The organism is Streptomyces collinus (assembly GCF_031348265.1).
GTDB classification, from domain to species: domain Bacteria; phylum Actinomycetota; class Actinomycetes; order Streptomycetales; family Streptomycetaceae; genus Streptomyces; species Streptomyces collinus.
Window position 1 is genome coordinate 3,799,295 of sequence record NZ_CP133771.1, and the last position, 25,874, is coordinate 3,825,168.

Genomic DNA, 25,874 nt, shown 5'->3' on the forward strand with positions numbered 1-25,874 from the left:
GGTGCGTGCTAGCGTCCCGAACCGGGACAGGCCGAGAACAGAAGACGGGACACGGGGAGTGCCTTCGAGTGGCCACTGCGGAGCCGACACGCGCAGACGACACCGGGCCGGGCGCGGTATCAGGCCCGCGAATACGCCTGCCCGAAGCGCCGGAAGCCGACGCACCGGAAGCCGGCACCCCGGAAGTCCACGCGCCGGAAGTCCACGCGCCGGAAGTCCGCGCCTCTGACGCCAGCGCGCCCGACGGCAGCGCGCCCGACGGCAGCGCACCCGGGGGCCGCAAGGCGGAGTTCGAGTGGCCCGCCCCCGTCCTGGCGCTGCGTGAGCGCATGCTGCGGCACCCGGTCCTGTCCGTCACGGGCCTCGCCGCGGCGCTGCACATCCTCTGGTTCTTCACGTTCGCGAACAGCGGTGGCGACCTGGCCGCGCAGGACGCGTGGGCCGAGTTCGTCGGCCGGCACCCGGACTCGGCGTACAACCTCGCCTGGTACGGCGGGATGCACCCCGTGTCGTACAGCATGGTGTCGCCGTATCTGATGTCGCTGCTCGGCGTGCGGACGACGATGATGATCGCGGGCACGGTCTCGGCCGGTCTGCTGACGCTGCTCCTCCTGCGCAGCCGCTCCGTCCTCAACCCGCTGTGGGCGTCGCTGGCCGGTGTGTTCGGGCTGTTCTGCAACGCGGTGTCCGGGCGCGTGACGTTCGGTCTCGGCATGATGTTCGCGCTCGGCGCGGTCGCCGTCGTGTTCTGCTGGCCCTACCGGTGGCGCTACAAGCGCTGGGCGAAGGCCCTGAGCGCGGCGCCGCTGGCCGCGCTGGCCACCATGTCGTCGCCGGTCGCGGGCCTGTTCGTGGGCCTGGTGGCGGTGGCGTTGTTCCTGCAGAAGCGGCGGCCGGGCGCGTGGGCGCTGGGTCTGGCGCCGACAGCGGTGGTGGCGGTGTCGGCGTGGCTGTTCCCGTTCTCGGGCACGCAGCCGATGATGATCGGCTCGGTGCTGCTGCCGCTCGCGTTCTCGGTCCTCGCCTACGTGCTGGTCCCGCGGGAGTGGAAGACGGTCCGGCTCACGGCCGCGGTGTACGGCCTGGGGGTCGTGCTGGTGTGGCTGATCAGCTCCCAGATCGGGTCGAACATCACCCGGCTGGCGATGCTGTTCGCCGGGGTCGCGCTGGTCGCCGCGCTGCCGTTCACGGTGCCGCGCAGCCGCAAGTGGTACGCGGCCGTCGTGGCGCTGTGCGGTTTCGGCGTGTGGATCGGCTTCAAGACGGTCGACGACATCGTGCACACCGCCCCGGCGGCGTCCTGGTCGCGTGAGCTCGCGCCGCTCGTCAACGAGCTGCAGGAGGTCGGCGCCGAGAAGGGCCGGGTCGAGGTCGTCCCGGCCCGCTCCCACCGCGAGGCCTCCGCGCTCGCCCCGTACGTCAATCTGGCCCGCGGCTGGAACCGCCAGGCCGACATGGAGCGCAACCCCCTCTTCTACGACGACACCCTCAACTCGGCGAACTACCACGAGTGGCTGAAGCGCTGGGCGGTGCACTACGTCGTGCTGCCGAAGGGCGAGCCGGACGGCGACGGGGGGCAGCGGGAGCGGGCGCTGGTGCGGCGCGGGCTGCCGTACCTGACCCAGATCTGGGGCAACGACACCTGGCAGCTGTTCAGGGTGACCGCCCCGACCCCGCTGGCCGAGCCGAACGCGGTGGTCGACCGGGCCGAGCAGGGCGAGATGATCCTCCAGGTGAAGAAGGCGGGCCGGATCCTGGTCCGCATCCCGTACTCGCCGTGGCTGAGCATCGTCGACGCGGAGGGCAAGAGCCTGAAGCCGCCGCAGGAGACGGAGGAGTCCAGGAACCGCCCCGAGGGCGAGCCGAAGACGTACCTGAACGTCAACGGCTGCCTCACGGAGACGGAGGAGGACGCGCAGGGCGACAAGTGGACGGAGCTGCTGGCCCCGAAGGCCGGCACGTACCGTCTGGCGGCGCCGTACCAGCTCCCGCGGGGGACGCCGTGCCCGGAGGAGCTGCGCTGAGCCGGTCGGCCCGGTCCGCCGCACCCCTCTGACCCGCCTTTCCCGTTCGATTACAGTGCTGAGCTGTCGTACGTATGGACGGTGCCCTGGGGAGGTCTAGGTGGGTGCGACTGCCGGCGCCGTCTGGGGCCGTACAGAGCAGCAGGACTTCCGCAGCCGGGTGCGCGGGACCCTGCTCGGCGTGGCCGTCGGAGACGCGCTGGGGACGCCGGTCGACCGGCTGACCATCGACGGGATACGGGAGGCGCACGGGGCGGAGGGCCTGGTGGACCTGGCCCCCGCCTTCGGCAGACGCGGCGCCGTCACGCACCTCACCCAGCTCACCCTGTTCTCCGTCGACGGACTGATCCGGGCCCAGGTCAGGCGGGACACCGGCGCCTGGCATCCGCCGACCGATCTGCACCGGGCGTATCTGCGCTGGGCCGCCACCCAGCGTGACTGGGGGCCCGACGAACGCCGCAAGGAAGACGGGTGGCTGGCGCGGGAGGAGTGGCTGTACGCGCGGCGGGAACCCAGCCGCGCGCTGCTGCTGGGGCTCGGCGACGAGACCATGGGGACGCCGGAGGCGCCCAAGAACCCCGGTGAGGCCGGGCCCGAGGCCGCCGCCCGGTCGGCCCCCTTCGGGTTGCTGGTGGGCTGGGAGCCGCAGCTGGTCGCCCAGCTCGCCGTCGAGTGCGCGGCGCAGACCCACGGCCATCCCACGGCCGCCCTGGCGGCGGGCGCGTACGCCGTGATCGTGCATGCGCTGGCGCTGGGCGAGAGCCTCGACGCCGCCGTGCAGCGGACCTTCGGGCTGCTGGCCGCCCGGCCCGGGCACCAGCCGGTGTCGGACGCGTTGCAGCATGCGCTGGGTGCCGTGCGGCAGGGTATGCCCGGCCCGGAGCGGGTGGCCGAGCTGAGCGGCGCGGGTACGGCGGAGGGGCTGGTCGCCGCCGCCGTGTACTGCGCGCTGGTCGCGGCCGACGTCCGGCACGGGCTGTGTCTCGCCGTGAACCACGACGGCCCGTCCGCCGCCACCGGCGCGCTGACCGGCGGCCTGCTCGGCGCGCTGCACGGGGAGACCGCGCTGCCGCCGCCGCCTGGCTGGCCGAGCTGGAGGGCCGCCCGACCATCCTGGAACTCGCCGACGACTTCGCCATGGAGATGACCCAGGGCCCGGCCCTGCACGGCCCGGCCGGCTCCTCCCCCGGCTGGCTCGCCCGCTACCCGCGCGGCGTGTAGGACGCCCCCTGCCCATTGCTCACTCCCGTGGCATGGGCACGTCACCGTACAGTGGTCGTCCCGTCACCTTCGGTCCACAGGATCTGCACGGCCCGGCGCGGGACCACCGTCCTGCGACTGCTGCACCGGGCTCGTCCGTTCATCCCCCTTCGTGGAGGCACTGTGCGCAACCTGCGCGGGACACAGACGGCCGCGATCGCCGCGGCTCTGGCGGCCATGGCGGTTCTGCCCACCCCGGCCCGGGCCGCCGACTCAGGGCTCCCGGGGGTGACCGCCACCACCGAGACCCCGGCCCTGTACGGCGACGATGCCGGCGGCAATGCCGACGCCGACGACCCGGCGATCTGGCGCAACGCCGCCGACCCCGACGCCAGCCTGGTGATCGCCACCGCCAAGGAGGGCGGCCTGCGCGTGTACGACCTCGCCGGCAAGGAGGTGCAGTCGATCCCGGCGCCGCCCGCCCCCACCCCCGACGACAAGCCGGGCCGCTTCAACAACGTGGACCTGATCTCCGGGTTCCCGCTGCCGACCGGCCGCGCCGACGTCGCCGTCGTCACCGACCGCGGCCGCGACCACCTGCGGATCTACCGCATCAACCCCGGTGCCGCCCGGCCGCTGACCGACGTCACCGACCCGAACGCCCCGCTGGTCTTCTCCACGACCCAGGACGAGGTCAACGAGCAGGCCACCCCCTACGGTCTGGCCGCCTGGAAGGACAAGGCCACCGGCCGCTCCTACGCCGTGGTCAGCCAGCGCAGCCGCACCCGGCTCGCCCTGCTGGAGCTGAAGACGACCTCCGGCGGAGCGGTCACCTACCGGCAGGTGCGCACCTACGACCTGCCCGCCTCCTTCGCCCTCCCGAATGGCACGTCCTGGACCCCCTGCACCGACCCCGGTGACCTCCCGCAGGTCGAGGGCATGGTCGTGGACCCGGCCAACAAGGTGCTCTACGCCGGTCAGGAGGACGTCGGCATCTGGCGGCTGCCCGCCGACCTCGGCGGCAGGCCGAAGCTGATCGACAAGGTCCGGGAGTACGGCGTCCCCGCCGCTTACGACGAGGCGACCGAGGAGTGCGTCGCGGGCGCCGACCCGGGCTACGGCGGCACGCACCTGTCCGCCGACGTCGAGGGCCTGACGATCCTCGACGAGGGTGACGGCGACGGCTACCTGTTCGCCTCCAGCCAGGGCGACGACACCTTCGCCGCCTACGACCGCGAGGTCTCCGACGACAACGAGTACGAGAGCGGCTTCCGGATCACGGCCGGGACCGTCGACGGCTCCGAGGAGTGCGACGGCGCCGCCGTACTGAACGCCCCCCTCGGTTCCCGCTACCCGAACGGCCTGCTCGTGGTGCAGGACGGGCACAACACACCGGACGAGACGGACGAGGACGGAGAGGTCCGCGACAACACCGACTTCAAGTTCGTCGACCTGCGCAAGGTCACCGGCGCGCTGCACGAGGACGACTGAACAGCCGTGTGCCCTCCGCCCCGTTCGGGCGGAGGGCACATCGTCGTCACGGCCGCGGCGTAGCTAGTCCTTCACCGTCGCACGCACGGTGGTGTCCTCGACACCGCCCGCCGGCGCCACAACGGCGGCCGCGGCGGCCCCGTCCCCGTCCGTGTTGATCTTCTCGATGATCGCCAGCCGTTCCGGGGTGTCCTCCGGCCGGATGTAGCCGACGAGGATGTAGAGGACCAGCGAGACCGCCAGCGGGATCGACACCTGGTACTGGAGCGGCACGCCGCCCTCGACGTTCCAGTTGATCGGGTAGTTCACCAGCCAGAAGGCGAGCAGGCCCATCGACCAGCTGACGAGGGCCGCCGTCGGGCCGGAGCGGCGGAACGCCCGCAGCAGGCCCAGCATCATCGGGATCGCCATCGGGCCCATCAGACCGGCCACCCACTTGATGACGACCGTGATGATGTCCTTGAAGGCTGGGGAGTTGACCTGCGTCGCCGCCGCCATGGACAGGCCGAGGAAGACGACCGTGGCGATGCGGGCGACCCGCAGGCCCTGGCTCTGGTTCCAGGCCCGGGCCCGCGCCCAGATCACCGGCGCGCAGTCCCGGGTGAACACCGCCGCGATGGCGTTGGCGTCCGAGGAGCACATGGCCATGGTGTGCGAGAAGAAGCCGACGATCACCAGGCCCAGCAGGCCGTGCGGCAGGAGCTGTTCGGTCATCAGGGCGTAGGAGTCCGAGCCGTCGGGCTTCTGCGACTCGACCAGCAGCGGCGACATCCACATGGGGAAGAACAGCACCAGCGGCCAGACCAGCCAGAGGATCGCCGAGAGGCGGGCCGACCGCTCGGCCTCCTTGGCGTTCGGCGTGGCCATGTACCGCTGGGCCTGGTTGAGCATGCCGCCGTTGTACTCGAAGAGCTTGATGAAGAGGAACGCGAGCAGGAACACCGTGCCGTAGTCGCCGACCAGGGGCTTCTCGTGGCCCTGGAGTTCGGGCGAGTCCCAGACGCCGAAGAAGCCGCCGTGGTCGTCGAGGCGCACGAAGACCGCGACGAACATCGCGATGCCGGCCAGCAACTGGATGACGAACTGGCCGAGTTCGGTCAGCGCGTCCGCCCAGAGGCCGCCGATGGTGCAGTAGACGGCGGTGATGGTGCCGGTGATGAGGATGCCCTGGTTGAGGGAGATGCCCGTGAAGACGGACAGCAGCGTGGCGATCGCCGCCCACTTGGCTCCCACATCCACGATCTTCAGCAGCATGCCCGACCAGGCCAGCGCCTGCTGCGTCTTGAGGTCGTAGCGGTTCTTCAAGTACTCCAGTGGGGAGGCCACATGGAGCCGGGAGCGCAGCCGGTTGATGCGCGGGGCGAACAGCTTCGACCCGATGGCGATACCGAGGGCGATGGGGAAGGACCAGGTGACGAAGGAGGTGACGCCGTAGGTGTAGGCGATGCCCGCGTACCCGGTGAACATCACCGCGCTGTAGCCCGACATGTGGTGCGAGATGCCGGAGAGCCACCACGGCATCTTGCCGCCGGCGGTGAAGAAGTCGCTGACGTTGTCGACGCGTTTGTGCGACCAGACGCCGATCGCGACCATCACGGCGAAGTAGCCGATGAGCACGGCCCAGTCGAGACCGTTCATGAATCCCCTTCCACGGTGCTGCCGCCAGGGTCAGGCATGTGAACTCTGGGTTCGGTGACGTGCGCACGGCAAGCAAGGGGAAGGTCAAGAGACCGTAAAATAGTTCGCTGAGGTGACCTCAGTTTATGTACATGAACCCACGCAGGGGCCGGGGTGTGGCTGGAAATCGCCCTCAGCGCATCAGCTCGCCCGCGTTCACCAGCAGCGACTGCCCCGTGATCGCCCGCGCCCGGTCCGACGCGAGGAACACCGCCGCGTCCGCCACGTCCCCGTCCGTCGCCAGCGCGGGCAGCGCCATCCGGTCCGTCAGCCTGCCCAGTACCGCCGCCTCCGACACACCCTCCGACCGGGCCGCGAACTGCACGTACGCCTGCACCGGCGGCCCCCACATCCAGCCCGGCAGCACGGTGTTGACCCGGATCCGGTGGGGCCCGAGCTCGCGCGCGAGCGAGTACATCGCACTCGTCAGCGCCCCCTTCGACGCCGCGTACGCCGCCTGCCGCACCTGCGACGGGGCCGCCACCGCCGACTGCGTCCCGACGAACACCACGGAACCGCCGCCCTGTTTGAGCGACGGCAGACACGCCCGGGTCATCCGCAGCGTGCCCAGCAGATTCACGTCGATAACGGACCGCCAGGACTCGAAGTCGGCGTCCTCCAGCCCGCCGAAGTAGCCGTCGAGCGCGGCCACGTGCACGACCGCGTCGATCCCGCCGAACCGCTCCCGCGCCAGCTCCGCCAGCGCCTCGCACTGCGCCTCGTCGCGGATGTCCGTGGCCCGGTACGCCGTACACGCCCCGCCGGGATCGACCTCGGCGGCCGTCTTGGCCAGGCTCGCCTCCGTACGGGCCCCGAGCACGGCCCGCCCGCCGTCCCGTACGACGGCCGCCGCGACCTGCCGTCCGAGCCCGGCCCCGACCCCCGACACGACGACCGTCTTCCCCGCGAGCAGTGACATGGCAGGACCTCCCCGGACCGGAACCCTGGCGCTATATCTGACGGAGCGTCAGAGTATGGGTCAGCCTCCGACGAAGGGGAAGGGCATGAGCGAGGACACCCGCAGCGAGCTGTACGCCGAACTGGCCGCCGTCGGCCCCTACGGCACCCACCCCGGGCACGCCCTCATCACCATGGTCGAGCCGCATCCCGGCCACGAGTACGCCTACAACCGCTGGTACGAGGACGACCACTACTACGCCGGCGCGATGGCCATGCCCTGGATGCAGGCGGGCCGCCGCTGGGTGGCGACGCGCGACCTCCAGCTCCTGCGCTACCCCGAGAAGTCGGCGATCGCCCAGCCCGTCACCGCCGGCTGCTACCTCTCCACGTACTGGATCACCGCCGGCCGCTACGACGACCACATGCGCTGGACCGTCGCCGTCAACAAGCGCCTCAACCGGGACGCCCGCGTCTACCACGACCGCACGCACGTCCTCACGGCGTTCCAGAACCACGAGGCGACGGTGTACCGCGACGGGGCGGCCGGCCCCCGGGACGTCCACGCCCTCGACCACCCCTACGCGGGCCTGGTCCTCCAGGTCGTCGAGGCGGACACCCCCGAGCAGCGCGCCCCGCTCCTCCAGTGGCTGCGCACCCGCCACCTCCCCAAGCGCCTGGCGGGCTCCCCGGCCGCCCTGGTGACGGTCTTCAGCCCGACGCCCCTCCCGGGCGACCGCATGACCTACGTGAAACAGGTCGAGGGCGTCGAAACCCGCCTGACGCTCCTGTGGTTCCTCCAGACCGACCCGAGGGAGTGCTGGGACCCCCACTTCACGGCCCTCGACGTGGCCGTGACGGAGTCGGGCCTGGGCAGGGTGGAGCTGGTTGCCCCGTTCATCCCTACGGTGCCGGGGACGGACACGTACGTGGACCGGCTGCGCTGAGGCCGGCGCACCGCACGGCGGCGGGTCGGTCAGGCAGGGCGCGTTCCGGGGTCCTGCTCCCCGAAGTCGCGGAGCAGGGCGTCGGCGTCCTCGGAGGAGGACCGCAACCGCACCCCGGCCTCCCCGGTCACCCCCAGGTCACGCCGCATCTGGTCCCTCATGTCCGCCACGAGGGACCAGATGCCGTGCTGCGCCACAGCCGCCGCGTGCAGGTCCTCACCGGGCCGCGGGTTTCCCTGCTCCAGGCGCTTGACGTGCCCGTAGACCTTGTTCAGGGCCCGGTTCACCTCTTGCGCGGGGGCGACCACGCCATCCGGCGCGATCATCAGCGCCTCGGACCAGCGGTCGCGGTACGCGCCCTTCGCGGATTCCAGCGCCTGGACGTCCTCGTCACCGGGCGTACGGTCGCGCATGACGTACAGATGCCGGCGGAGCGCCGTGCTGAACTGCCGTGCGTCGCGGTGCAGCTCCGAGTAGCACCGGCGCCGCAGCTCACGGCTCTCGCGCGCCTCCTGGAGCGCCTGCGCCATCTCCAGCTCACGCCGCTTGGCCTTCTCGGCCCCGCGCTGGGTGAGCAGAGCACCCCCCAGCGTCCCCGCCACACCGGCCACGGCAATCAAGACCGCCCCCACGTCCATCGGATCACCCTAGTCCGCCCGCCCGGGCAAGTCCCGGCCCGCCAGGACCAGTTCCGCCCACACCGTCTTGCCGTGGGCCGTCGCCTCCACCACACCCCAGCGCTGTGCGTACGCCGCGGCGATCCGCAGCCCGCGGCCGGCCTCCGCGTCGTCCGCGGCCGGCTCCGGGAGCCGGGGGATCCGGTCGCCCTAGCAGCAACGACGGGCCCGATTGCGTCGAGGTCGCCATATCCCCGGCGCACGCCCCCACCATCCACATCCGCGACTCCAAGAACAAGGACGGTGCCCGGCTGGCATTCGCCGCTGAAGTCTGGGCCGATTTCCTGGAGTTCACGGCGGGGCACTGACCGGCGGGGTACACCGGACGGCCGTGCGTGGGGAGAATGATCGGCATGGCCACCTCCACACCCTCCACACCACGCGGCACCCTGTCACTCGCCGCCACCCTGCTCACCGCGACCATCGCGCTGTACATGGCGCTCGTCGCCTTCGGGAACATCACCGACTTCGGGACCAACCAGCAGTTCGTCCGGCACGTGCTGGCCATGGACACCACGTTCAAGGACGAGGACCTGATGTGGCGGGCCGTCACGAGCCGGGGGCTGCAGGACGCCGCCTACGTCGCGATCATCGTCTGGGAGACCGTCGCCGCGCTGATCCTCATATACGGGAGCTGGCTGTGGGCCAGACGCGATGACCCGCGCGCCCGGCGCATGTCCACGTACGGGCTGCTGATGGTGATGTTGCTGTTCGGGGCCGGGTTCATCGGCATCGGCGGCGAGTGGTTCTCGATGTGGCAGTCGGAGGACTGGAACGGGCTGGACGCCGCGACGCGCGTCTTCCTGTTCAGCGGGGTCGTGCTGATCGTCAACCAGCTGCCGGCCCCGCGGGCGGAGGCGCCCGCCAACTGAGCGCTGCCGCTACCGGAATTCATTCGGCGCTGTTCGCGTGCCGGGCGATGTAGATCCAGTCGAAGCCGTCATATCCCTCCGTGTCGAGATGCCGTGCTCGGCTGAGCCCGGCGCGTACCGCCACGCGTTGAGACGCGACGTTGGCCGGTCGAACGCGGGCGATCAGCGGGAGGCCGGGCAGGTGACGGGATGCCCAGGCGGCAACCGCGCTTGCGGCTTCACCGGCGAAGCCTTGGCCCCAGGCTGAGGTGGCGAAACGGTAGAAGAGGTTCAGGACCGGGGCCCCGTGCAGTTCCATGGGCTTGATTCCGCAGAATCCCAGCTGCCGAGCGGAGCCGTGGTGCCGGACGACCCAGTACCCGTATCCGTACTGCTGCCACTGGTCGTCCCACCGCCGGTAGAGCGCCTCCGCTTCCTCGAGCCGGGCGAGCGCATCGGACGGGTTGTGGGTGCAGGTCTCCGGATCACGGTGGACGGCGAAGATCGCGTCGACATCGGCTGTGGTGGGGCGTCTCAGCAACAGCCGGGCGGTCTTCAGTTCCACGGCTGCCGGACTCCGGTCACTCATGTCAGGACCGCATCACCGGTGCGGAAGATTCGGTCCAGGTGGTGGCTCAGGACTGTGGTCGCGGACTCCGGGCTGCGCTGGCCTACGAGGACGCCGGTGCCGAGTCCCGCAGACATGGCAAGCAAGCCGGCTGCCTCCAGCCGTGCGTCCACACCGGGCTCGAGCAGTGCCGCTTCCTGCGCCTGCCGGAGGAGTTCGGTCAGGGCGTCCTCTGCGGCGTCGGGGTTCTTGATGAAGGGCTGGGCTGCGAGCGCCGGGTCGTTCACGGCCAGAACCGCGTAGGACGTGTAGAGGTGGTGGAAGGTGCGGCTCTCGTCGTCCGTCGGCAGCGCCGCCATCAGCAGCGCCTCGACCATCGCGCGCGGACCTGGACCGTCCCCGGCGGCCCGTACCCGGGCGGAGACCCGCTCCCCGAATCTCTCCGCCAGCAGCTCGAGCCCGAAGAGCAGCAACTTTTCCTTGGTCTGGAAGTAGTACTGCACCAGCCGCAGCGATACGCCCGCCTCCGCTGCCACCTCGCGCATCCCGACGGCATGCAGCCCGCGTCGGCCGGCGACCCGTACGAGGGCCTCGGCGATCTCGGTGCGCCGTTCTGCGTGGTCCACGCGCTTGGGCATCGGCCGGTTCTCCGCTCGTCGTTCCCGCTACGGCCCTCATGGTTCCCTTTGATGATACAGCTGTACCAACATCGTGGTACGTTCGTATCACAAAACCGAACGCCGGAGGTGTCATGTCCGAGACCGCTGCCCGCACCCGGGCCGATGTCGGCCGCTATGTGAGCGATGCCTGGCGGGAGCGCTACTTCACGGCCTGCGATGCGGTCTACGCACTGGGGGCGTCCCCGCTCTCGGAAGAGGACGTGGAGACGTCCTTCGGTACCACGCACGTCTACCGCTACGGCCCCGCGCACCACGCTGGCCGATCCCGCACCCCCGTCGTCCTGGTACACGGAGCGGGCTCCTGCTCCGCCATGTGGTACCCGAACACCCCCGCCCTCAGCGCGGACCGCCCGGTCTACGCGATCGACACCCCGGGCGATCCCGGCCGCAGCGTCCAGCGCGAACCCATCCACCAGCCCGAACGGGCTGCGCAGTGGCTGGACGAGACGCTCGCCGGGCTCGGACTCGACCGTGTCCACCTCGTCGGCTCCTCCTACGGTGGCTGGCTCGCCCTGAACCAGGCGCACCGCGGGCCCGGCCGCCTCGCCTCGGTCACCCTGCTCGACCCCGGCGGCCTGGAGAAAGTAGGACTGCGCTTCTTCGTCTGGATCTTCGCCAGCCTCTTCGCGACCTTCGCGCCCAAGGCGCTCCGCCCGCGACTGGCCGCCTGGCTCGAACAGCCGGTCCTCGTCGTGCCGGAACTGCGCGCGATGATCCGAACGGCGGTCCGCGCCTACCGCATACGTCGCCCGGCGCCGCTGCCCCTGTCCGAGGAGGAGCTGTCAACCATCCGGACGCCGCTCTATCTGGTGCTCGGCAAGCGGAGCCTTCTCGTGCACCCGCAGCGGCAGGCGGAGCGCGTGCCGCGCCTGATCCCCGGCGCCCGGGCCGAGATCATCTCCAGCACGGGCCACGGGCCGCAGATCGACCACGCGGAGGAGATCAACCGCAGGATGCTGGACTTCATGGCCTCCGTCGACTGACAACCGCCCACGCCGACGAGCCCGGACGGCGCCGTGGTCGAGAGCTCGGGGGAGGGCAGGGCAACGATCGAGAAGGCCGGATTCCTCGGGCCTCAGCCCGAGGTGCACGTCACTTGACCACGGTCACGGTCGTGCCGACCGTGCCGAACGCCCACAGTGCCGTGCCGTCCGCCTTCCGCATCCTGACTCCGCCCGTCTTGGTGCCGGAGGCGGCGGGCGGCGGTGAGGCTCCGTCGACCGCGTTGGAGAAGGCGACGGACACCCCCTCCTTCGCGGCGAAGTACATGATGTGCTCGATCTGGACGCCGTCCGAGCCGGTCGTGGCCGCATTGCGCGACGACACGGTGTAGGTGCCCGGGTCGGGGCCGACCGAGCCCGGCCAGACGGTGAACGTGCGGCGGGTCGCCTCGCTCGCGTCGACGAGCCACACCCGCTTCTCGCTGAGGGAGTAGACGACGCGCCGGCCGGTGCCGGAGCCGTCGGGCACCCGCGCCGGGGCCGACGCCGTGGGGGTGGGCTGCGCCGAGGCCGTGCTGCTCGGCTTGGCCGAGGCGGCGGTGGGGTGGGAGCCCCGGTCCGCCTGTACGCCCAGGACCGTCACCGCGGCTATCGCTCCCACGGTCAGCCCGGTCACCCAGGCCCACGAAGGAAGTCGGGCAGGCACCGGCACGCATCTCCTCAGTCACGGGACCCCGCTTCGAAACGGGGTTCCGATCATCGTACTGCGCACCCGCGGCCCCTCGGCTCCCTCAGGGGGTGTCCCGGGCGGTCTTGCGGACCGGGACCGGGCCCGTGCCGGCGCCGCGGGCGGTGTAGCGCGGGGTACGCACCGGGGCCGGGTAGGAGAGGTGCACCAGGCGGGTCTGCTCCTGGCGCATGTGCATGAGCGATTCGAGGATGTAGCCCACGAGCAGCACGAGCGCCGCGATGGTCATGATCGCGGCGGCGAGGATCGCCGTGGGGACCCGGGGCACGGTGCCCGTCTCGATGAAGTCGGCGATGACGGGGATGCCGAGGATGAGGGAGACCAGGGCGAGGACGCCCGCGAGGACGGTGTGGACCAGCGAGGGGCGTTCGCGCCGCGCCAGGTCGAGGATGACCCGCAGGATGCGCCAGCCGTCCCGGTAGGTGCGCAGCTTGCTCTCGCCGCCGGCGGGCCGGACCCGGTAGTCCGTCAGGACCTCCGCGGTGGGCAGCCGCAGGTGCAGCGCGTGGATGGTCATCTCGGTCTCGGTCTCGAACTCGCGGGCGAGCGCGGGGAAGGACTTCACGAAGCGCCGCGAGAAGACCCGGTAGCCGCTGAGCATGTCGGTCACGTCGTTGCCGAACAGGGAGCGCACGGCCCCGGTGAGCAGTTTGTTGCCGACCGCGTGCCCGGCCCGGTAGGCCCCGTCGACCGTCACCCGGCGGGCGCCGACGACCTGGTCGTAGGGGCCTTCGAAGAGCAGGTCCACCAGGTCGCGGGCGCGGGAGGCGTCGTAGGTGTCGTCGCCGTCGATGATGAGCAGCGCGTCGGCGTCGACGTCGGCGAAGGCGCGGCGGATGACGTTGCCCTTGCCCTTGCGGGTCTCCCGACGGACGATCGCGCCGGCCTCCCGGGCGACCTCCACGGTGCGGTCGGTGGAGGCGTTGTCGTACACGTAGACGACGGCCTCGGGGAGGGCCGCGCGCAGGTCGCGCACCACCTTGCCGACGGCCGCCTCCTCGTTGTGGCACGGCACGACACACGCGATCGTCGGTTCCACGACCACTCCTCACTCGGCTCACCCGGCCGGTTCCTCACACGGTCGGCACCTCACACCGTCAGCACCTCGTACAGTCAGCACCTCACACAGTCGGACATAGTGCGATATGAGCGCGCCTGACCGGATGGGGCACGCCGGGTCGTTACGCTCGCCGTGTGCCGGTCCTCGACTCTGTGACGCTGCGTGCGCGTGACGCCATCAAGGGCATCTGGCGCGAGGCCGCCAAGTTCGGCGTCGTCGGGGCCCTGGCCTTCGTCGTCGACAACGGCGGCTACAACCTGCTCGTCTTCGGCCTGCCCGGCGGCGCGGAGGGCGGGGTGATGCGGACCACTCCCGTGCAGGCGTCCGTCATCGCGACGACCGCGGCCGCGCTCTTCAGCTGGGTCGGGAACCGCTACTGGACCTACCGCGGCCGGCACCGCGACAAGGTGACCCACGAGCTCGTGCTGTTCCTCGTGGCGAACGGGGTCGGGCTCGCCATCACCGCGGGCACGGTCTTCGCCTCCCGGCACCTGCTCGGACTGGACTCTCCGCTCAGCGACAACACCGCCCGCATCCTCGGCTGGATCCTCGCGACCCTGTTCCGCTTCTACGCCTACCGGCGCTACGTCTTCGTCGCATCCTGAGCCGCTAACATCCGGCATATGGGACAAAAGCCACTGGTGGCGCGTACACAGCGCTGGGTCTGGGGTCTGGCCGCCGTCGCCGCGCTCTGCTGCCTGGCCACGGTCCTCGTCTTCGCCCCCGGGTTCCTGAGTCCCGACAGTCTCGACCAGCTCCGGCAGGCCCAGGGCAAGGCACCCCTGACCGACTGGCATCCGCCGGTGCTGAGCCTGGTGTGGCGGGCACTCATCGCCCTGACCGGGTCGGTCACGTCGATGCTCGTCCTCCAGTCCGCCGTCCTCTGGGGCGCGCTGTGGGTGCTGGCCCGGTGCGTGTGGGAGCTGACCCGGAGCCGCGGCGGGTCACTCGCCGTGCTCGGCGTGGGGCTCGCGCCCTTCGTGCTGAACTTCGCCGGGGTGGTGTGGAAGGACGTGCACGCGGCGTTCGCGCTGCTCGCCGCGTGCGCGGTCGCCTTCACGGGCCTGCTGCTGCGGGACAGCGCGCCTCGCCCGGCCCTGCGCTGGGGCCTGCTCTGGCTGGGCGTGCTGTTCCTCGCCTACGCGATCCTGGTGCGCAAGAACGCCGTCGTGGCCGCGGTCCCCGTCTTCGTCATGCTGGTCCTCGCCCTGTGGGGCAGGCCCGGACGCCGTACGTGGGTGACGTGCACGGCGGCCCTCCTGGCGGCGCTCGCCGTGCCCGCCGCCGCCATCTCCCTGTTCGCCGCGCCGCTCCAGACCAAGCAGGGCGCCCAGATCATGCTCGACGACCTCGTGCACGTGCTGAGCGTGGAGGAGCTGCGGTCGGCGGATGTGCCGCCCGCCCTGCGGGACCGGCTCGTGGACTCCGCCCGGGAGTGCGAGCGGACCGGCGCCCTCTCGGACGCCTACTGGGCCTGCTACCAGCGCCCGGCCGACGGGCTGCGCGGGGACTCCGGCGCCATCACATCGCTGTGGCTGCGCGAGATGGGCGGGCATGTGCCGGGCTATCTCCAGTACCGCCTGCTGCTCTTCACGACCCTGCTGTTCGAGACCGACTACGCGTACAAGGCGGGGATCACCCGCAACGACCTGGGCATCGAGGTGGCGCACCCCCGGCTGGAGGACGCGCTCGGCACATACGTCAAGGGCATGATCGAGGACCTGCCCTGGCTGTTCCGCGGCTGGTTCTGGCTCACCGTCGCGCTGGTCCTGGCCGTCCGCCCCGGCCGGGGCCTGTTCGCCCTGCCCGTGCGGGCGCTGGGCATCAGCTCGGCGGCCTACATCCTCGGCTACCTGCCGATCATGCCCGCGACGGACTTCCGTTACGTCTACTGGCCCGCACTCGCCTGCACCCTCGGCCTGCTGCTGCTCTGGCTCGGCCGCGGCAGGACCGCACCGCCCCCTGCGGCCCCCGGCGCCACGGCCGGCCGCACCCTGCCGGTGCATCAGCCGGCGGACGCCGGGGGCCAGTAGCGCGTCAGTCCAGCACCGGCAGCAGCTGGGGCAGATGCCCGTCCGACGCGGCCGCCGCCCGCTGCCGCTCCTCGGGGACGTCCCCGTACAGGGTGGTGCGGGCCCGGGCCGGACGGCCCGCGGCCTCCGCCACCGCGATGAGGTCCTTCACCGACTTGTACGACCCGTACGACGAGCCCGCCATGCGGGAGATGGTCTCCTCCATGAGGGTCCCGCCGACGTCGTTCGCGCCCGAGCGGAGCATCTCGGCCGCGCCCTCCGTGCCCAGCTTCACCCAGCTGGTCTGGATGTTGGGGATGTACGGGTGCAGCAGCAGCCGGGCCATGGCCGTGACCGCCCGGTTGTCCCGCATGGTCGGGCCCGGGCGGGCGATCCCCGCCAGGTACACCGGCGCGTTGGTGTGCACGAACGGCAGCGTCACGAACTCGGTGAAGCCGCCCGTGCGCTGCTGGATGCCCGCGAGGGTGCGCAGGTGCCCGAGCCAGTGCCGGGGCTGGTCGACATGGCCGTACATCATCGTCGAGGACGAGCGGATGCCCAGCTCGTGGGCCGTCGTCACGACGTCGATCCAGTCGGCGGCGGGCAGTTTGCCCTTGGTGAGGATCCAGCGGACCTCGTCGTCGAGGATCTCGGCGGCCGTCCCGGGGATGGTGTCCAGGCCGGCCTCCTTGGCGGCGGCCAGCCACTCGCGGACCGAGAGGCCCGTACGGGTCGCGCCGTTGACGACCTCCATCGGCGAGAAGGCGTGCACATGCATGCCCGGGACGCGTTCCTTCACGGCCCGCGCGATGTCGAAGTAGGCCGTGCCGGGCAGGTCGGGGTGGATGCCGCCCTGCATGCAGACCTCCACCGCGCCGACGTCCCAGGCCTGCTGGGCCCGGTCGGCGACCTGGTCCAGGGAGAGGGTGTAGGCGTCGGCGTCCGTGCGGCGCTGGGCGAAGGCGCAGAAGCGGCAGCCGGTGTAGCAGACGTTGGTGAAGTTGATGTTCCGCGTGACGATGTAGGTGACGTCGTCACCGACGGCCGACTTGCGTACGTCGTCGGCGACCTGGGCGAGCGCGTCCAGCGCCGGGCCGTCCGCGTGCAGCAGGGCGAGGGCCTCGTCGTCGGTGAGCTTCGTCGGGTCGTCGGCGGCCGTGCGCAGGGCCTCGCGCACGTCGGTGTCGATGCGCTCGGGTGCCATGCCCGGGGCGGCGGCCTCGCGCAGGGCTCCCCAGTCGCCGTACACCTCGTCGAAGTCGTCCCGGCGGTCGGAGCTGCGGCCGTCCGTGTCGATGGAGGTGTGCAGATCGGTACGGCCCGACGCGACGAAGACCTCCTCCGGCTCCTGCCAGGGCAGGCCCCGCGGGAGGGCCTCGGGGCGGGCCAGGCCGGTCTCCGGGTCGGCCAGGGCGGCCACGTGCGGGCGCAGCCGCGGGTCCAGCCAGGGCTCGCCGCGGCGCACGAACTCCGGGTAGACGCAGAGGCGTTCGCGCAGCTCGAAACCGGCGGCGCGGGACTTCTCGGCGAGCTGCTCGATCTGCGGCCAGGGGCGCTCGGGGTTGACGTGGTCGATGGTGAGCGGGGAGACCCCGCCCCAGTCGTCGATGCCGGCGCCGATCAGCCGCTCGTACTCGTCGTCGACGAGGTTGGGCGGGGCCTGGATGTTGCCGCTCGGGCCCATGAGGAGCCGGGCGACGGCCACCGTGGCGACCAGTTCGTCCAGTTCCGCGTCGGGCATGCCGCGCATGGCGGTGTCCGGCTTGGCGCGGAAGTTCTGGATGATCAGCTCTTGGACGCCGTGGTACGCCCGCGACACCTTCCGCAGTGCGAACAGCGACTCGGCGCGCTCCTCGTAGGTCTCGCCGATGCCTATGAGGACGCCCGAGGTGAAGGGCACGGAGGACCGCCCGGCGTCCTCCAGCACCCGCAGACGCACGGCCGGTTCCTTGTCGGGGGATCCGTGGTGAGGACCGCCCGGCTCCGACCAGAGGCGGGTCGCGGTGGTCTCCAGCATCATGCCCATGCTGGGCGCGACGGGCTTGAGGCGCTGGAAGTCCGTCCAGCTCATGACGCCCGGATTGAGGTGCGGCAGCAGGCCCGTCTCCTCCAGGATGCGGATGGAGACGGCCCGGACGTAGGCGAGGGTGTCGTCGTAGCCGTGCGCGTCGAGCCACTCGCGCGCCTCCGGCCAGCGGTCCTCGGGCTTGTCACCGAGGGTGATGAGGGCTTCCTTGCAGCCGAGGGCGGCGCCCTTGCGGGCGATGTCCAGCACCTCGTCCGGCGACATGAACATCCCGTGCCCGTCCCGGCGCAGCTTGCCGGGGACGGTGACGAACGTGCAGTAGTGGCACTTGTCCCGGCACAGCCGGGTCAGCGGGATGAAGACGGACTTGGAGTACGTGATGACGCCGGGCCGCCCGGCCGCCGCCAGGCCCGCGTCCCGGACCCGGGCGGCCGAGGCCGACAGGTCCTCCAGCTGCTCACCCCGGGCCTGGAGCAGCACCGCCGCCTCGGCGACGTCGAGCGAGACACCGTCCCTGGCCCGTTTCAGGGCGCGACGCATGGAGTTGTCGGTGGGTCCGGTTCCGGAGGTCGCGGAAGTCGTCATCCTTCGAGCATACGAGTGCGCTGATCAGGCTCGGGGCAGCCCTGTCAGTGGAACGCCAGCCACCCGATGCCCAGGGCCGAGATGAGGCCGGCAGCGGCGACGGCGGCCGGTCTGTTGCGGTGCAGGGTGAACCAGACCAGCGCGGCGGTCACCAGCACGGCCGTCGTGCCGATCGCGGCACGCAGCAGCCCCTGGCTGTAGCCGTACTCGGTGAAATGGCGCAGGAGCCAGGAAAGCCAGCTGAGCCTCATCATGTTCTCTCCCCCGTGGCGAACTGACCGGTAGTTTAGTAGAGGGAGCCAACCGATCTGCCCAGCAGGGGAGTTGTCAGAGAAGGGCGGCGAGGCCGTCCAGTGTCTTCAGCACCTCCGCCTCCCCCGCCGGAGGCAGCTGCGCCACGACCTCCTCGATGCCGAGGTCGGCGTAGTGGGCAAGCTTGCCCGGGCTCGGGTGGACGGCGTAGGGGACGACCTGGAGGGCCTGGGGGTCGCGGCCGGCATCGGCCCAGACGGCCCGCAGGACGGGCAGTGCCTCGCCGAGACCACGCCCGCCGATCGGCAGCCAGCCGTCGGCGTACTCGCTGATGTGCGCGAACAGCTTGGGTCCGGCGGCCCCGCCGACGAGCGTGCGCGGGCCCACGACCGGACCGCGCGGCTTCTGCACGGGCTTCGGATACGCGTGACTGGCCCGGACACCCCCGAACTCCCCGTCGTACGCGACCGGCTCCTCCGACCACAGGGCCCGCATCAGCGCCATCCGGTCCCGGACCAGCTCACGCCGGCTGCTCCACCGCACGCCATGATCTGCGGCCTCCTCGACGTTCCAGCCGAAGCCGAGCCCGAGCGTGAACCGGCCGCCGGAGAGATGGTCGAGGGTCGCGACCTGCTTGGCCAGGTCGATCGGGTCGTGCTGGGCGACGAGCGTGATGCCCGTGCCGAGCCCGAGCCGCTCGGTGACGGCGGCGGCCTGGCCGAGGGCCACGAACGGGTCGAGGGTGCGGCCGTACTCGGGCGGCAGCTCACCGCCCGCCGGGTACGGCGTGGCCCGCTCCACGGGGATGTGGGTGTGCTCGGGCAGGTACAACCCGGCGAATCCGCGGTCCTCCAGCTCCCGGGCCAGCCGGGTCGGAGTGATCGTCTCGTCGGTGAGGAAGATCGTCACGGCGATGCGCATGACCTCTCTCTACCCGAAAGAGGGCGAACTGTCCATACCGACCGGTCGGACTTCCCATCGGCTGTCGTCCGATTCCCCTCCCTTGCGCACAAGTTCGCGACTGAATACAAGGGGTGCACGCACCACCCCCGCACCACCCATGCCTTGTCACCGACGACACCTGGGGAGCAGCAGCATGTGCGAGGACAGCCACGGCGGGCTCGGCCGGCGCGCTCTGTTCGTGACGGGAGCGGCGGCCGCGCTTACGGTGGGAAGCGTGAGCTTCGCTTCAGCGGGCGACGGGGACCAGGAGAGCAGGACCGTGCGCGGCACGCTGCCGCCCGGCTCCCCGGACTTCGTGTACGTGCCCGTCGAGGTCCCGGCCGGGGTCCGGGAGCTGAAGGTCGCCTACACCTACGACCGGCCGGCCGTCCCGGCCGGGACGCTCGGCAACGCCCTCGACATCGGCGTCTTCGACGACCGTGGCACCGAGCTGGGCGGCCGGGGCTTCCGGGGCTGGTCGGGCGGGGCGCGCACGGAGTTCTTCCTCCGCGCGGACGACGCGACGCCCGGCTACCTTCCCGGCCCGGTGCGCGAGGGCACCTGGCACATCGCGCTCGGCCCGTACACGGTCGCCCCGCAGGGCCTGTCGTACGAGATCACGATCACGCTGACGTACGGGGCGCCGGGCGAGGCCGTGCGGCCGGTGTATCCGCCGGAGCGGGCCAAGGGGCGGGGGCGGGCCTGGTACCGGGGCGACTGCCATCTGCACTCCTGGCACTCCGACGGCCGCCGCACCCCCGCCGAGATCGGGGAACTGGCCCGGGCCGCGGGCCTGGACTTCATCAACTCCTCCGAGCACAACACGCACTCGGCGCACGCGCACTGGGCGGACGTGGCCGGGGACGACCTGCTGGTCATGCTGGGCGAGGAGGTCACGACCCGGAACGGGCACGTGGTCGCGCTCGGCACCGACCCGGGCACCTTCGTCGACTGGCGCTACCGGGCCCGCGACAACCGCTTCGGCCGGTTCGCCCGGCAGATCCGGCGGGCCGGCGGCCTGGTCGTCCCGGCCCACCCGCACGCCACCTGCATCGGCTGCAACTGGAAGTTCGGCTTCGGCGAGGCCGACGCGGTCGAGGTGTGGAACGGCCCCTACACGCCCGACGACGAGGTGGCGCTGGCCGACTGGGACAGCATGCTGGTGGCGTCCGTGCGGGACGGGCGGGACTGGATCCCGGCCATGGGCAGCAGCGACGCGCACCGCTCCCCGGACGCGGTGGGCAGCCCCCAGACGGTCGTCCTGGCCGACGACCTGACCCGGGAGGCCGTCCAGGAGGGCATCCGGGCGGGACGCTCCTACGTCGCCGAGTCCGCGAGGGTCACGCTGTCGCTGCGGGCGTCCGGCGGACGCGGCGAGCACGCGGGCATCGGCGAGCGGCTCACGGTCGGCCGCGACACCCCCGTCACCGTCCGCCTGGAGGTCACCGGCGCCCCGCGCTGCACGGTCCGCCTCGTCACCGACCAGGGCGTCGTCCACACCGGCGCCCCGCTGCCGGTGGCCGGATCGGGCGTCGTCGAGTGGCGGACGACACCGTCGTACGCGGCGTACGTCCGGGCCGAACTGCGCCACGAGGCGGCGGCGGGGCCGCTCCCCGGCCCGCTGGCGGCGTTCACCAACCCGGTCTTCCTGGGGCGCGACTAGGCGGTGTCGGTCCGCAGGTCCGCGACGACCGCCGCGTGGTCGGAGGGCCACACCCCGTCGACCGGGCCGTCGCAGGCCCGCCGTACGGCCCGGACGTGGCCGAGTCCGCCGGGGCCGGGCGGGCCCACGTGGATGTAGTCGATGCGCGCGCTGGGCTCCAGGGTGCGTGCCACGTACGGATTGGCCGTGTCCCAGGTGGCGGCGGGGGCGGCCGGGGCGGCGTACTCCCACGCGTCGAGGAGGACCTGGCCGGGCACGGCCGGGGCGGTCTTGTAGCCGCCGAGGAGGCGGACCTCGTCGGAGTCGGGCCAGGCGTTGAGGTCGCCGGTGACGACGGGCGGGAAGAGGGTGTCGCCGCGGTGCCGGGCGACGAAGGCGGCGAGCGCGGCGGCCTGGTCGCAGCGGACCGCCGAGGCGGCCGGGACGGAGGTGAAGTGGGCGGTGAAGAAGGGGACTTCGTGACCGGGGGCGGCCAGCCGGGCGTAGAGGGCGAGGCGGCCGTCGTCCGTGTCGGCCGGGGCGGGCAGCGGCAGCACGTCCTGGTCGAGGACCGGCCATCTGCTGAGCACGGCGTTGCCTATGCCGACGGTGGGGTCCCCGATCCGCCGCTGCCAGCGCTCGGGGGCGGGCGAGGCGCCCCAGGCGCAGTGCAGGCCCAGCTCACCGGCGAGCCACTCGGCGAGGTTCTCGCCGCCGGCCGCCCACACCTCCTGTAGTCCGACGACGTCGGGCCGCAGCTCCCGCAGAGCCGTGAGGATCGCCTTCTGCCGTGTCTGCCACGGCCCGAAGCGCCACCACACATTCCAGGTCACGATCCGCATCCGCAGCCACCCGCTCTCCTCGTTGCCGCGTGGGGGATCATTGAAGCAGGATCCCTTGCGGAAACCGTGAGCGCTTCGTGCGAAGGAGACCCGCAGCCGATGTCCCGCCGCACCGACCTGAGGTTCCGCGCGACCACCGCCGTCCAGCGCCGCCTCAACCCGCTCCTGCGCCGCCTGCCCCTCCAGACGGTCCTGGAGACGACGGGCCGCGTCTCGGGGCAGCCCCGCCGGACGCCGGTGGGCGGGCGCCGCGTCGGCGGCTCCTTCTGGCTGGTGTCGGAGTTCGGCGAACGCTCGCAGTACGTGCGCAACATCAAGGCGGATCCGCGGGTGCGGGTACGGATCCGCGGGCGCTGGCACGAGGGCACCGCCCATCTGATGCCGCAGGACGACCCGGTGGCGCGGCTGCGGGGGCTGCCCCGGGTCAACAGCCTGGGGGTGCGGGCGCTCGGGACGAACCTGCTGACGGTTCGGGTGGACCTGGACGGCTGAAGGGTCCTTTCACTGTGAGGACCCGGACGGGCATCGTGAAAGGACCCCTGAGAGGCGTCACCCCGGCCAGACGATCGCCTGCACCTCGCTGTAGGCGTGCAGCGCGTAGCTGCCCACGTCCCTGCCGACGCCGCTGCGCTTGAATCCGCCGAAGGGCGCCTCCATGTTCCGCCCGACGGTGTTGACGCCGACACCCCCGGCCCGCAGCCGCCGCGCCACCCGGAAGGCCCGGGCCACGTCGCCCGACCAGACGTAGTCGATGAGGCCGTAGTCGGTGTCGTTGGCGAGCGCGATGCCCTCCTCCTCGTCGTCGAAGGGGACGACGGCCACCACCGGCCCGAAGATCTCCTCACGGACCGCCCGCATGTCGTTGGTGCAGTCGGCGAGCAGGGTCGGGGCGACGTAGAAGCCCGCGGACAGGTCCGGGCGTTCGCCGCCCGTCACCACCACCGCGCCTTCTTTCCGGCCCAGTTCGACGTACGACTCCACCCGGTCCCGGTGGGCCGCAGAGATCACCGGTCCGACCACGGTGTCCGGCTCGCGCGGGTCACCGACCTTCAACCGGTCGGCGTAGGCGGCGAGTTGTTCCACCAGCCGGTCGTGGATGCCGCGCTGCGCCAGCACCCGCGTCGGTGCGGTGCAGATCTGGCCGCTGTAGAAGGAGAAGGTGGTGCCGATCCCGGCGACGGCCGAGCGGAGGTCGGCGTCGTCGAAGACGACCGCGGCGCCCTTCCCGCCCAGCTCCATCAACTGCCGTTTCATGTCGCGCCCGCACACCTCGGCGATGCGCTGCCCGACCGCCGTGGAGCCGGTGAAGCTCACCATGTCGACGTCGGGCGACGCCACGGCCGCCTCGCCGACCTCCGTACGGGAGCCGCTGACGACGTTCACGACGCCCGGCGGCACGCCCGCCTCCTCCAGGGCCTCCACCATCCGGTACACCGACAGCGGGTCCTGCGGGGCGGGTTTCACCACGACCGTGTTGCCCATCGCCAGAGCGGGGGCGACCTTTCCGGCCGGGTTGGCCCAGGGGTTGTTGTACGAGGTGACGCAGGTGACGACCCCGACGGGCTGCCGGACGGCCAGAGCGCCCATCACCCCGGCCTTCCCCATCGGCCCGGCCTCGTTGATCTGCGGCGGGATCGGCCACTCGGCGGGCTCCACGCGCGCGTAGCGCCGGAAGCGGGCGGCTGCGACCCCGACCTGCATGGCGCGTGCGGTGCCGAGGGTCGCCCCGGTCTCGGCCCCCGCCAGTGACGCGTACTCCTTCAGCCGGGCGGCGATGATCCCCGCCGCCCGGCCGAGGATCGCGGCCCGTTCCTCCGGTGCGGTGCGCGACCAGGGCCCGAAGGCCTCGCGGGCCGCCGCACAGGCCGCGAGCACCTGGTCCCGCGAGGCCTCCGGCGCCCAGCCGACGGTCTCCTCGCTCGCCGGGTCGGTCACCTCGTAGTGCCCGCCGTCCGGCTCCACCCAGGAGCCGCCGACGAACAGCGGCTGCCGTGCCGTCACCTCGTGCTCACCGTCTCCGTGTCCCGCCCCGAGCGGAGCACCCGGCCCGGAACGGCCCCCGTCACCACGTCGTCCCGGATCGCCTCGACGCCGTTGACCCACACGGCCCGCACGCCGAGCGCCCGCGAGTCCAGTCGGGGGCTGTCGCCGGGCAGGTCGTGCACGAGGGTGGCCGGGCCGGCGTCGATCCGCTCCGGGTCGAGCAGGACCAGGTCGGCGTGCCAGCCCTCCCGCACCTGTCCCCGCTCGCGCAGCCCGAAGAGCCGGGCCGGGTCGTCGGTCAGCATCTTCACGGCCTGCTCCAGACCGACCAGCTTCCGGCCCCGCAGGCAGTCCCCGAGGAACCGGGTGGTGTACGGCGCCCCGCACATCCGGTCCAGATGGGCGCCCGCGTCGGACCCGCCCAGCAGCACGTCCTCGTGCTGCCACGTCTCGGCCCGCAGCGCCCAGGACGCCGGGTCGTTGTCGGTCGGCATCGGCCACAGCACCGTGCGCAGCCCGTCGTTGGCGCAGATCTCCACCAGACAGGCGAAGGGCTCCTGCCCGCGCTCCTCGGCGATGTCGTTCACCACGCGCCCGGTGAGCCCGGCGTTCGCCTCGCTGTAGGTGTCGCCGATGACGTAGCGCCCGAAGTTCGACAGCCGCCGGAAGACGCCCGCCTCCTTGGACCGGGCTCGCCGCAGCAGCTCGGTCCGCACGTCAGGGTCGCGCAGCTTCTCGATCCGCTCGGGGACGGGCAGTCCGAGGACCGGCCCCCACCCGGGGATGAGGTTCAGCGCGCAGAACGTCCCCAGCGACATGTTCATGGGGGTGAGGATCGGCATGGTGAGGGCGACGACCCTGCCGCCGGCCTTCCGCGCCTGCTCGCTCGCGAGCAACTGCCGGGGCACGCGCTCGGGGACGGCCGCGTCGATGGTCAGCACGTTCCAGTTCAGCGGCCGCCCCGCCACCGCGCTCATTTCCACGAACAGGTCGATCTCCGCGTCGCTGAACTGGTCCAGACAGCCCGCGACGATCGCCTCGATCTGCGTGCCCTCGCACTCCCCCACGGCCCGCGACAGCGCCAGCAGTTCGGCCGGCTGGGCGTGCCGTGAGGCGACGGGCTGCCCGTCGCCGTCGGAGTGACTGCTCGACTGGGTCGTGGACAGCCCCCAGGCCCCGGCGTCCATGGCCTCCCGCAGCAGCCGCACCATCGCGGCGAGCTGCTCCTGGCTCGGCTGCCCGCCGACCGCGTCCGGCCCCATCACGTACCGCCGCAGCGCACAGTGGCCCACCATGAACCCGGCGTTGACGGCGATCCGCCCTTCCAGGGCGTCCAGGTACTCCCCGAAGGAGTGCCAGTTCCAGGGCGCCCCCTCCTCCAGCGCCACCAGCGCCATGCCCTCGACCCTGGACATCATCCGCCGCGTGTAGTCGGCGTCCTCGGGCCGGTCGGGGTGCAGCGGCGCCAGCGTGAACCCGCAGTTCCCGCCGGCGACGGTGGTGACGCCGTGGTTGAGCGAGGGCGTGGCGTACGGATCCCAGAAGAGCTGGGCGTCGTAGTGGGTGTGGGGGTCGACGAAGCCGGGGGTGAGGACGAGGCCGGTGGCGTCCTCGACCGACCGTGCCTCCTCGGTGACCGTCCCGACGACGGAGATACGGCCGTCCCTGATGCCGACGTCGGCGATGAAGCCGGGCGCACCGGACCCGTCGACGACGGTCGCCCCTTTGATGACGTGATCGAGCATGGGGTTCACCTCCTGATGGGCAGCGGGATGTCCCACCTAGGGGCGCGGGGAACTGCGCGACCAGCCACAGCGCGCCCGCACCCG

The 25,874-nt window shown here is 72.0% G+C and carries 23 protein-coding genes and 1 pseudogene; 11 read left to right on the top strand and 13 right to left on the bottom strand.

Annotated elements, in window-relative coordinates; all coding sequences use genetic code 11:
- Window positions 1–68: 68 nt before the first annotated feature.
- The 3 genes and pseudogenes from RFN52_RS17065 to RFN52_RS17075 all read left to right on the top strand — a co-directional run bounded on the left by RFN52_RS17065 (window position 69) and on the right by RFN52_RS17075 (window position 4,715).
- Window positions 69–2,024, top strand: coding sequence for a DUF8823 domain-containing protein (locus RFN52_RS17065; protein ID WP_184847451.1), 1,956 nt, complete (start codon window positions 69–71; stop codon window positions 2,022–2,024).
- 100 nt (window positions 2,025–2,124) lie between these two features.
- Window positions 2,125–3,245, top strand: a pseudogene (locus tag RFN52_RS17070) (ADP-ribosylglycohydrolase family protein).
- 171 nt (window positions 3,246–3,416) lie between these two features.
- Window positions 3,417–4,715: a phytase gene (locus RFN52_RS17075; RefSeq protein ID WP_184853924.1), complete on the top strand. Its 1,299-nt coding sequence runs from the start codon at window positions 3,417–3,419 to the stop codon at window positions 4,713–4,715.
- A gap of 63 nt (window positions 4,716–4,778) precedes the next feature.
- Here the strand turns inward: RFN52_RS17075 and RFN52_RS17080 are convergent, their stop codons facing one another.
- Together RFN52_RS17080 and RFN52_RS17085 are read right to left on the bottom strand one after the other, a co-directional pair.
- Complete coding sequence (locus RFN52_RS17080) at window positions 4,779–6,353, bottom strand: sodium:solute symporter family protein (protein ID WP_184847455.1); 1,575 nt, start codon at window positions 6,351–6,353, stop codon at window positions 4,779–4,781.
- 172 nt (window positions 6,354–6,525) lie between these two features.
- On the bottom strand, window positions 6,526–7,311 hold the full coding sequence (locus tag RFN52_RS17085) for an SDR family oxidoreductase (RefSeq protein ID WP_184847456.1): 786 nt from the start codon (window positions 7,309–7,311) through the stop codon (window positions 6,526–6,528).
- An 85-nt stretch (window positions 7,312–7,396) separates the two neighbouring features.
- On the opposite strand from RFN52_RS17085, the gene RFN52_RS17090 reads away from it, so the two are divergent.
- The gene (locus RFN52_RS17090) at window positions 7,397–8,236 is read left to right on the top strand and encodes a hypothetical protein (RefSeq protein WP_184847458.1); all 840 of its coding nucleotides are present in this window, start codon (window positions 7,397–7,399) and stop codon (window positions 8,234–8,236) included.
- Window positions 8,237–8,265: 29 nt separating this feature from the next.
- Here the strand turns inward: RFN52_RS17090 and RFN52_RS17095 are convergent, their stop codons facing one another.
- The gene (locus RFN52_RS17095) at window positions 8,266–8,874 is read right to left on the bottom strand and encodes a hypothetical protein (protein WP_184847460.1); all 609 of its coding nucleotides are present in this window, start codon (window positions 8,872–8,874) and stop codon (window positions 8,266–8,268) included.
- 104 nt (window positions 8,875–8,978) lie between these two features.
- On the opposite strand from RFN52_RS17095, the gene RFN52_RS40070 reads away from it, so the two are divergent.
- Together RFN52_RS40070 and RFN52_RS17105 are read left to right on the top strand one after the other, a co-directional pair.
- Window positions 8,979–9,221, top strand: a complete 243-nt coding sequence (locus RFN52_RS40070) for a DUF397 domain-containing protein (RefSeq protein ID WP_184847462.1) — start codon at window positions 8,979–8,981, stop codon at window positions 9,219–9,221.
- Between the two features lie 45 nt (window positions 9,222–9,266).
- Window positions 9,267–9,785 (top strand): DUF2165 domain-containing protein, encoded by a 519-nt coding sequence (locus RFN52_RS17105; protein ID WP_184847463.1) that lies wholly within the window; start codon window positions 9,267–9,269, stop codon window positions 9,783–9,785.
- A gap of 19 nt (window positions 9,786–9,804) precedes the next feature.
- Here RFN52_RS17105 and RFN52_RS17110 read toward each other — a convergent pair whose 3' ends face one another.
- Window positions 9,805–10,353: a GNAT family N-acetyltransferase gene (locus tag RFN52_RS17110; RefSeq protein ID WP_184847465.1), complete on the bottom strand. Its 549-nt coding sequence runs from the start codon at window positions 10,351–10,353 to the stop codon at window positions 9,805–9,807.
- On the bottom strand, window positions 10,350–10,970 hold the full coding sequence (locus tag RFN52_RS17115; protein ID WP_184847467.1) for a TetR/AcrR family transcriptional regulator: 621 nt from the start codon (window positions 10,968–10,970) through the stop codon (window positions 10,350–10,352). Before RFN52_RS17115 ends, RFN52_RS17110 begins: the two co-directional genes overlap by 4 nt.
- A 113-nt stretch (window positions 10,971–11,083) precedes the next feature.
- Between RFN52_RS17115 and RFN52_RS17120 the strand changes: the two genes are divergently transcribed.
- Window positions 11,084–11,995, top strand: a complete 912-nt coding sequence (locus tag RFN52_RS17120) for an alpha/beta fold hydrolase (RefSeq protein WP_184847469.1) — start codon at window positions 11,084–11,086, stop codon at window positions 11,993–11,995.
- A 109-nt stretch (window positions 11,996–12,104) separates the two neighbouring features.
- On the opposite strand, the gene RFN52_RS17125 is transcribed toward RFN52_RS17120, so the two are convergent.
- Together RFN52_RS17125 and RFN52_RS17130 are read right to left on the bottom strand one after the other, a co-directional pair.
- The gene (locus RFN52_RS17125; RefSeq protein WP_184847471.1) at window positions 12,105–12,659 is read right to left on the bottom strand and encodes a hypothetical protein; all 555 of its coding nucleotides are present in this window, start codon (window positions 12,657–12,659) and stop codon (window positions 12,105–12,107) included.
- An 85-nt stretch (window positions 12,660–12,744) separates the two neighbouring features.
- A complete protein-coding gene (locus RFN52_RS17130) occupies window positions 12,745–13,746 on the bottom strand; it encodes a glycosyltransferase family 2 protein (protein ID WP_184847472.1) in 1,002 nt (333 codons plus the stop codon).
- Between the two features lie 149 nt (window positions 13,747–13,895).
- Here RFN52_RS17130 and RFN52_RS17135 point away from each other — a divergent pair, with 149 nt between their 5' ends.
- Both RFN52_RS17135 and RFN52_RS17140 read left to right on the top strand, forming a co-directional pair.
- On the top strand, window positions 13,896–14,366 hold the full coding sequence (locus tag RFN52_RS17135) for a GtrA family protein (RefSeq protein WP_184847474.1): 471 nt from the start codon (window positions 13,896–13,898) through the stop codon (window positions 14,364–14,366).
- A gap of 18 nt (window positions 14,367–14,384) precedes the next feature.
- Complete coding sequence (locus RFN52_RS17140) at window positions 14,385–15,794, top strand: hypothetical protein (RefSeq protein ID WP_184847476.1); 1,410 nt, start codon at window positions 14,385–14,387, stop codon at window positions 15,792–15,794.
- Between the two features lie 4 nt (window positions 15,795–15,798).
- Here the strand turns inward: RFN52_RS17140 and RFN52_RS17145 are convergent, their stop codons facing one another.
- The 3 genes from RFN52_RS17145 to RFN52_RS17155 form a co-directional block, all read right to left on the bottom strand.
- The gene (locus RFN52_RS17145) at window positions 15,799–18,384 is read right to left on the bottom strand and encodes a bifunctional FO biosynthesis protein CofGH (protein ID WP_184847478.1); all 2,586 of its coding nucleotides are present in this window, start codon (window positions 18,382–18,384) and stop codon (window positions 15,799–15,801) included.
- Window positions 18,385–18,428: 44 nt separating this feature from the next.
- Window positions 18,429–18,638, bottom strand: coding sequence for a hypothetical protein (locus RFN52_RS17150; RefSeq protein ID WP_229856731.1), 210 nt, complete (start codon window positions 18,636–18,638; stop codon window positions 18,429–18,431).
- Window positions 18,639–18,711: 73 nt separating this feature from the next.
- Complete coding sequence (locus tag RFN52_RS17155) at window positions 18,712–19,557, bottom strand: LLM class F420-dependent oxidoreductase (RefSeq protein WP_184847480.1); 846 nt, start codon at window positions 19,555–19,557, stop codon at window positions 18,712–18,714.
- Window positions 19,558–19,732: 175 nt separating this feature from the next.
- Between RFN52_RS17155 and RFN52_RS17160 the strand changes: the two genes are divergently transcribed.
- A complete protein-coding gene (locus RFN52_RS17160; RefSeq protein WP_184847482.1) occupies window positions 19,733–21,241 on the top strand; it encodes a CehA/McbA family metallohydrolase in 1,509 nt (502 codons plus the stop codon).
- Here RFN52_RS17160 and RFN52_RS17165 read toward each other — a convergent pair.
- A complete protein-coding gene (locus RFN52_RS17165) occupies window positions 21,238–22,062 on the bottom strand; it encodes an endonuclease/exonuclease/phosphatase family protein (protein ID WP_184847484.1) in 825 nt (274 codons plus the stop codon). The genes RFN52_RS17160 and RFN52_RS17165 overlap by 4 nt on opposite strands.
- 99 nt (window positions 22,063–22,161) lie before the next feature.
- On the opposite strand from RFN52_RS17165, the gene RFN52_RS17170 reads away from it, so the two are divergent.
- On the top strand, window positions 22,162–22,554 hold the full coding sequence (locus RFN52_RS17170; protein ID WP_033312871.1) for a nitroreductase/quinone reductase family protein: 393 nt from the start codon (window positions 22,162–22,164) through the stop codon (window positions 22,552–22,554).
- Between the two features lie 57 nt (window positions 22,555–22,611).
- On the opposite strand, the gene RFN52_RS17175 is transcribed toward RFN52_RS17170, so the two are convergent.
- Both RFN52_RS17175 and RFN52_RS17180 read right to left on the bottom strand, forming a co-directional pair.
- A complete protein-coding gene (locus RFN52_RS17175; protein WP_184847486.1) occupies window positions 22,612–24,063 on the bottom strand; it encodes an aldehyde dehydrogenase family protein in 1,452 nt (483 codons plus the stop codon).
- Window positions 24,060–25,790 (bottom strand): N-acyl-D-amino-acid deacylase family protein, encoded by a 1,731-nt coding sequence (locus tag RFN52_RS17180; RefSeq protein WP_184847488.1) that lies wholly within the window; start codon window positions 25,788–25,790, stop codon window positions 24,060–24,062. The genes RFN52_RS17175 and RFN52_RS17180 overlap by 4 nt, the downstream gene beginning before the upstream one ends.
- Between the last annotated feature and the right edge of the window lie 84 nt (window positions 25,791–25,874).

Coding starts and splice junctions, on each gene's coding strand:
- RFN52_RS17110 (WP_184847465.1), bottom strand. CDS start 10,353: ATGAGTGACCGGAGTCCGGCAGCCGTGGAACTGAAGACCGCCCGGCTG.
- RFN52_RS17180 (WP_184847488.1), bottom strand. CDS start 25,790: ATGCTCGATCACGTCATCAAAGGGGCGACCGTCGTCGACGGGTCCGGT.
- RFN52_RS17150 (WP_229856731.1), bottom strand. CDS start 18,638: ATGATGAGGCTCAGCTGGCTTTCCTGGCTCCTGCGCCATTTCACCGAG.
- RFN52_RS17145 (WP_184847478.1), bottom strand. CDS start 18,384: ATGACGACTTCCGCGACCTCCGGAACCGGACCCACCGACAACTCCATG.
- RFN52_RS17080 (WP_184847455.1), bottom strand. CDS start 6,353: ATGAACGGTCTCGACTGGGCCGTGCTCATCGGCTACTTCGCCGTGATG.
- RFN52_RS17165 (WP_184847484.1), bottom strand. CDS start 22,062: ATGCGGATCGTGACCTGGAATGTGTGGTGGCGCTTCGGGCCGTGGCAG.
- RFN52_RS17155 (WP_184847480.1), bottom strand. CDS start 19,557: ATGCGCATCGCCGTGACGATCTTCCTCACCGACGAGACGATCACTCCG.
- RFN52_RS17085 (WP_184847456.1), bottom strand. CDS start 7,311: ATGTCACTGCTCGCGGGGAAGACGGTCGTCGTGTCGGGGGTCGGGGCC.
- RFN52_RS17170 (WP_033312871.1), top strand. CDS start 22,162: ATGTCCCGCCGCACCGACCTGAGGTTCCGCGCGACCACCGCCGTCCAG.
- RFN52_RS17105 (WP_184847463.1), top strand. CDS start 9,267: ATGGCCACCTCCACACCCTCCACACCACGCGGCACCCTGTCACTCGCC.
- RFN52_RS17120 (WP_184847469.1), top strand. CDS start 11,084: ATGTCCGAGACCGCTGCCCGCACCCGGGCCGATGTCGGCCGCTATGTG.
- RFN52_RS17095 (WP_184847460.1), bottom strand. CDS start 8,874: ATGGACGTGGGGGCGGTCTTGATTGCCGTGGCCGGTGTGGCGGGGACG.
- RFN52_RS17160 (WP_184847482.1), top strand. CDS start 19,733: ATGTGCGAGGACAGCCACGGCGGGCTCGGCCGGCGCGCTCTGTTCGTG.
- RFN52_RS17090 (WP_184847458.1), top strand. CDS start 7,397: ATGAGCGAGGACACCCGCAGCGAGCTGTACGCCGAACTGGCCGCCGTC.
- RFN52_RS17140 (WP_184847476.1), top strand. CDS start 14,385: ATGGGACAAAAGCCACTGGTGGCGCGTACACAGCGCTGGGTCTGGGGT.
- RFN52_RS17115 (WP_184847467.1), bottom strand. CDS start 10,970: ATGCCCAAGCGCGTGGACCACGCAGAACGGCGCACCGAGATCGCCGAG.